The organism is Arthrobacter sp. ZBG10 (assembly GCF_001238605.1).
In the GTDB taxonomy this organism is placed as follows: Bacteria; Actinomycetota; Actinomycetes; order Actinomycetales; family Micrococcaceae; genus Arthrobacter.
Genome location: NZ_LFQH01000172.1, coordinates 1 through 227, shown reverse-complemented (window position 1 = coordinate 227; position 227 = coordinate 1). Strand labels below are relative to the sequence as shown.

1 pseudogene is annotated in these 227 nt (G+C 72.2%); it reads right to left on the bottom strand.

Annotated elements, in window-relative coordinates:
* A pseudogene (locus tag ACU18_RS19070) lies at positions 1-227 on the bottom strand (ABC transporter ATP-binding protein); the annotation flags it as partial.

Here is a 227-nt window from a genome sequence, read left to right as displayed (position 1 = left end):
GGATGCCGATGTCCCGCACCCTGCCGGCGCGGACGGCGAACTCGCGGGACTCGTCGGCAGGCCGGCCAAAAAGCTTGACCAGGGTGGCGCCGGGGGCCGAGAACCGTTCGGTCATCTGCGTGCCCATGGCGGCGTTGTGCTCCGCCGCTTCCCGGCGCAGGTCGGCAAGGCGCGAGCCCATCCGGCGGGCCGGGACCAGGAAGATGGGCAGCAGGATCATGGCCAGC